This is a genomic window from Streptomyces sp. SID5643 (assembly GCF_009872555.1).
In the GTDB taxonomy this organism is placed as follows: Bacteria; Actinomycetota; Actinomycetes; order Streptomycetales; family Streptomycetaceae; genus Streptomyces; species Streptomyces iakyrus.
In genome coordinates this window covers 1-5,029 of sequence record NZ_WWIC01000017.1, presented here as the reverse complement: position 1 = coordinate 5,029, position 5,029 = coordinate 1, and the positions used below count along the sequence as shown (strand labels likewise).

Genomic DNA, 5,029 nt, shown 5'->3' with positions numbered 1-5,029 from the left:
GAGGGCCGCGGCGCCGCACCCCTCACTGCTGTACCGTCCCGGCACCCAGGTCCGCCTGCGCGCCGGGGCGTCTCGCGTCCCGAAGGTTTCCGCACTGTCCTGGGTGGTGGCCGATGCCCGCACCGGTGAGGTGCTCGCCGCGCACAACGCCCACCGAAGACTGCCCCCGGCCAGCACCCTGAAGACCCTGTTCGCCCTCACCGTGCTGCCCGGACTGCCCGCGGGCATCCGGCACACGGTCCATGCACGGGAGCTGAAGGGCATCGGGGCCGGCAGCAGTCTGGTCGGGGTCGCCGAGGGCCGTACGTACCGGGTCGCCGACCTGTGGCGGGGCGTCTTCCTCAACTCGGGCAACGACGCCGTGCACGTCCTGGCCGAGCTCAACGGCGGCTGGCGGCTCACGGCTGAGCGGATGCAGGCCAAGGCCCGGTCCCTCGGCGCCCATGACACCCACGTGGTGTCGCCCGACGGCTACGACGCACCGGGCCAGGTGTCGTCGGCGTTCGACCTGGCGGTGTTCGGCCGGGTGGGGCTGCGCAACCCCGACTTCGCCCGGTACTGCGCCACGGTCGAGGCCAGGTTTCCCGGTGGCGGCGGCTGGTCGTACCCGATCCTCAACACCAACCGGCTGCTCAGCGGTGCCAAGGGCGTGAAGCCCTACCGGGGGCTGATCGGGATCAAGAACGGCTACACCAGCAAGGCCGGCAGCACGCTCGTCGCGGCAGCGCGCCGGGACGGGCGCACCCTGGTCGTGACGGTGATGAACCCTCAGGAGGGCGGCGCGTCCGCCGTGTACGAGGAGGCGCGCTCGCTGCTCGACTGGGGCTTCGGATCGGCCGGGAGGGTCGAGGCGGTGGGCTCGCTCGGTGCGCCGCCCGCGCCCGCGCGTCCGGCGGTGACGACGCCGCCCGCGGTCGCGGCGGCCGTAGAGGCCGAGCAGGGGTCCGTCTGGACGGAGGCGGGGCTGATCGCGGGCGCCGTCGGTACGGGCGCGGCGGTCGTGGTGCTGGTGCTGCGGCTTCCGGTCCGCAGGCCCGGCCGGGACTGACCGGCCGGCAGCCACAGCAGCAGGCCCAGGGTGATCCAGGCGTAGGTGTTGCTGCCCAGGAACCCGTCGACGCCGGACGCGTCGTCGAACCACAGCCACACCACGCTCGTGCACAGCACCCCGTACAGGGCGCCCGCCACCCGGGGGCGCCCCGCGCGGACCAGCACGACGAAGGACGGGAGCAGCCAGACGAGATGGTGCACCCAGGTGATCGGGCTGACGAGGCAGGCGGCGAGGCCGGTCAGGGCGAACGCCGCCGTCCAGTCCCCCGCCGCGGCCGCCCGGCGCGCCCGCCGCGCCCACACGCCGAGGACCAGCAGGACCGCCACCGCCCACACAGCGCGGTCCGGTTCGCCGAGCCGCGCCAGGACGCCCTGCACCGACTGGTTCGAGACGTAACCGAGGTGCCCCACGCGGCTGGTGTCCCACAGCGCCTCGGTCCAGTAGAAGCGCGAGGCGTCCGGGTCCACCATGGCCGCGAGGGCCGTGGCGCCAGCGGCGACCGCCGTGGCGACCGCTGCCGCGCGCCGGCGTCCGGCCACCAGCAGCAGACCGATGAACAGCGCGGGCGTGAGCTTGATCGCGGCCGCGAGACCGATGCCGCCGCCCGCCAGGCGTCCGCGCCCGGTGGCGAGCAGCGACGCGTCGGCGAGCACGAGCGCCAGCAGCAGGAGGTTGACCTGCCCGAAGCTGAAGGTGTCGCGGAGCGGTTCGAACAGGGCGAGCAGACAGACGATCAGGGCCCAGCCGTACCAGCCGAGGCGCCGCCGGTCCGGTCCGGCGAGCAGACGCAGGACCACGGCCAGGGCGGCCAGGTTGAGCAGCAGGGCGACGGCGATCGCGGCGTGCAGGGACAGCAGGCCCATGGGCAGCATGGCGACGGCGGCGAACGGCGGGTAGGTGAAGCCGTACGGCGTGCCGGGCACCCGGTAGTCGTAGACGCGGCCGCCGTGGTGGACCCAGGAGTCGATGCTGCCGTGGTAGACGCGCAGGTCGAACCAGTCGCGCAGCAGCGGCACGGTCGCGGTGAAGAGCGTCACCAGCGTGGCGAGGGCGAGCACCAGCAGCAGCCGGCCCCGGTCGGTGTGCGGCAGGGCCGGGGTCATGCCGCGCTTCCCGGTGCCGGGGCGAGTTCGGCCTGGTGGGCCTGCCACAGCACGACGACCGCGAGTGCCCCGCCGGAGACGGCGAGCACGAGTTGTCCGGTGTCCGCCGGGCCGCCGCTGGGCAGGACGCACAGCGCGAGGACGCCGGTCACCGCCGCCGTGCGGTGGCGTACGGACGTACTCGGTGCGGCGGCGGCGATGAGGAACAGGCCCCACAGGGCGTACCAGGGGCGGATCGCCGGGCCTAGCGCGGCCACCGCCGCCAGGGACAGGCCGAGCGCGTACACGGGCCGGGGGCGCAGCCGCAGCCAGATCAGCACGATCGCGGTCACCGCGGTCAGGATGCCCAGCGCGTGCCAGGCGGGGACCGCCAGCGGCGCGAGTCCGCTGCCGAGGTGTTCCAGCAGGGCCCGGGTGGCGCGCCCCAGGAGGGTGGTCAGGGCCCAGTTCTGCGGCGAGGCAGGGGTGTTCAGGGCGCCGACCCAGCCGTAGCCGGTGCCGGCCACGGCCGTCGCGGCGACCGTGGTCGCGGCGGCTGCGACAGCGGTCGGCACCAGGGCCCGCACCGGGCTGCGGCCCGCGCGGACCTGGAGGACGACGACGGCGGCCAGACCGAGCACGGCGGGCGCCTTGACCAGGGCGGCGAGGGTGACGAGGACGGCGCCGAGGACCGGCCACCGGCCGAGCGCCGCCACCAGCCCGATGCCGAGCAGGCCGAGCATGACGGCGTCGTTGTGAGCGCCCGCGACCAAGTGCAGCAGCACCAGTGGGTTGAGGGCGCCGAGCCACAGCGCGGCGGACGGGTCGGCGCCGCTGTGGCGGGCGAGGCGCGGCAGCGCGGCCGCCATCAGGGCCACGCCGGCGAGGGCGACGAGCCGCATCCCGAACAGACCGGCGGGCAGTTCGCCGCCGGTCAGACCGGACAGGGCCGCCGCGACGGCGAGGAACACCGGGCCGTACGGGGCGCCGGTGTGCCGCCAGAGGGGTGCGACCTCGTCGGCGAGCGGGCCGCCGAGCCGGGACGGGCCGTGTGCGTACACGTCCATGTGCGCCTCGACCATCGCCCCTTGGGCGAGGTAGCTGTAGACGTCGCGGCTGAACAGCGGCGGGGCGATCAGCAGCGGGGCCGCCCAGACGGCGAGGACGAGCAGCAGGGCGCGGGGGGCGGGTGGTCGCGGTCCCCGGACCAGCCGGCCCAGCAGCAGCCAGGCCGCGATCAGCAGGACGACGCCGAAGTACACGCCGACCAGGCCGAGGGCGGCGCGGGCGGATGCGGGGTGGAGGAGGTCCGCCGCGGGCAGGGCGCCGGCCGTCTCACCGCCCAGGGCGAGGCAGGCGGCACCGGCCAGGCCGAGTACCTGGCAGCGGCGGAGATCGACGGGGAAAGCCATGGCCAACACTCGGGCAGCGTGTCAACGGCGCATGACCGGCAGGGGACGCTTCCCTCTCCAGTCGGCGGCCCGCGTGTGACCGGCCGGTGATCACCGGCCGGAGTGTGACGGCCGCGGTGACGGTCCTGCCGCGAAGGCGACCGGGTGCGATCAGCGGTCAGAAGACCGACAGGCCGGTCAGGGTCGTGAACCGGTCGAGCGCCGCGACGCCCGCCACGGAGTTGCCCCGCTCGTCGAGCCCCGGGCTCCATACGCACAAGGTGCAGCGGCCGGGTACGACCGCGATGATGCCGCCGCCGACCCCGCTCTTGCCGGGCAGGCCGACGCGGTACGCGAAGTCACCCGCGGCGTCGTAGGTGCCGCAGGTGAGCATGATCGCGTTGATCTGCTTGGCCTGGCTGCGGCTGAGCAGGCGGGTGCCGTCGGCGCGGATGCCGTGCCGGGCGAGGAAGCTCGTGGCGAGCGCGAGGTCGGCGCAGGAGGCGGCGATCGAGCACTGCCGGAAGTACTGCTCCAGGAGCGTCGGCACGGGGTTGTCGATGTTGCCGTAGGAGGCCATGAAGTGGCCGAGTGCGGCGTTGCGGTCACCGTGGGCGGACTCCGAGGCGGCGACCTCCTGGTCGAAGGTCAGGCCGGAGTTGCCACTCTCCGTCCGCAGGAACGACAGCAGTTCGCCCGAGGCGTCGCCGGTACGGGTGTGCAGCCGGTCGGTGACGACGAGAGCGCCCGCGTTGATGAACGGGTTGCGCGGGATGCCGTTCTCGTACTCCAGCTGGACGAGGGAGTTGAAGGGGTTGCCGGAGGGCTCGCGGCCCACGTGCTCCCACAGGGCGTCGCCCTCGCGGGCCAGGTCGAGGGCGAGGGTGAAGACCTTGGTGAGGGACTGCGCGGAGAACGGCCGCCGCCACTCCCCCACGCCGTGCACCGTGCCGTCGAGGTCGGCGACGGCCATGCCGAAGCTGCGCGGGTCGCAGGCGGCGAGCGCCGGGATGTAGTCGGCGGGCCGGCCGCGGCCGGGGGTCCGCTCGATCTCCTCGGCGATGCGCTCCAGGACCGGCTGGAAGGTCGTCGACGACGTCATGATCACCATTGTCCCTCCGCCGGTCCGGGTGCGCTCGTGCGGGTCAGGCCGGGGCGTGGCCACTGCCTGCCAGGACCTCGGGGCGTAGCAGGGCGGTGAGGGTCTCGGCGGGGAGCAGGCCCTTTTCCAGGACGAGTTCGGCGACGCCCCGGCCGGTGGCGAGGGCCTCCTTGGCGATGTCGGTGGCCGCGGTGTAGCCGATGTGCGGGTTGAGGGCGGTGACCAGGCCGATGGAGTTCTCCACGCTCGCGCGCAGTGCCTCGGTGTTGGCGGTGATGCCCGACACACAGCGCTCGGCCAGGGTCAGGCACGCCGCACGCAGATGCGTGATGGACTCCGACAGGGAGTGCAGGATGATCGGCTCGAAGGCGTTGAGCTGGAGCTGCCCGGCCTCCGCGGCCAT

3 protein-coding genes and 2 pseudogenes are annotated in these 5,029 nt (G+C 74.3%); 1 reads left to right on the top strand and 4 read right to left on the bottom strand.

The window, feature by feature from the left end; all coding sequences use genetic code 11:
- Window positions 1-103: 103 nt before the first annotated feature.
- Window positions 104-709, top strand: a pseudogene (locus GTY56_RS40265) (D-alanyl-D-alanine carboxypeptidase family protein); the annotation flags it as partial.
- Between the two features lie 59 nt (window positions 710-768).
- Here GTY56_RS40265 and GTY56_RS40260 read toward each other — a convergent pair.
- From GTY56_RS40260 to aspA, 4 genes and pseudogenes are all read right to left on the bottom strand, one after another.
- Window positions 769-2,154 carry a glycosyltransferase 87 family protein gene (locus GTY56_RS40260; protein WP_161361836.1) on the bottom strand — a complete coding sequence of 462 codons (1,386 nt, stop codon included), beginning with the start codon at window positions 2,152-2,154 and terminating at the stop codon, window positions 769-771.
- The gene (gene mptB / locus GTY56_RS01995; protein WP_161361835.1) at window positions 2,151-3,545 is read right to left on the bottom strand and encodes a polyprenol phosphomannose-dependent alpha 1,6 mannosyltransferase MptB; all 1,395 of its coding nucleotides are present in this window, start codon (window positions 3,543-3,545) and stop codon (window positions 2,151-2,153) included. The genes GTY56_RS40260 and mptB overlap by 4 nt, the downstream gene beginning before the upstream one ends.
- A gap of 157 nt (window positions 3,546-3,702) precedes the next feature.
- Window positions 3,703-4,635, bottom strand: a complete 933-nt coding sequence (locus GTY56_RS01990; RefSeq protein ID WP_161361833.1) for a glutaminase — start codon at window positions 4,633-4,635, stop codon at window positions 3,703-3,705.
- 34 nt (window positions 4,636-4,669) lie between these two features.
- Window positions 4,670-5,029 (bottom strand): annotated as a pseudogene (gene aspA, locus GTY56_RS01985) (aspartate ammonia-lyase); the annotation flags it as partial.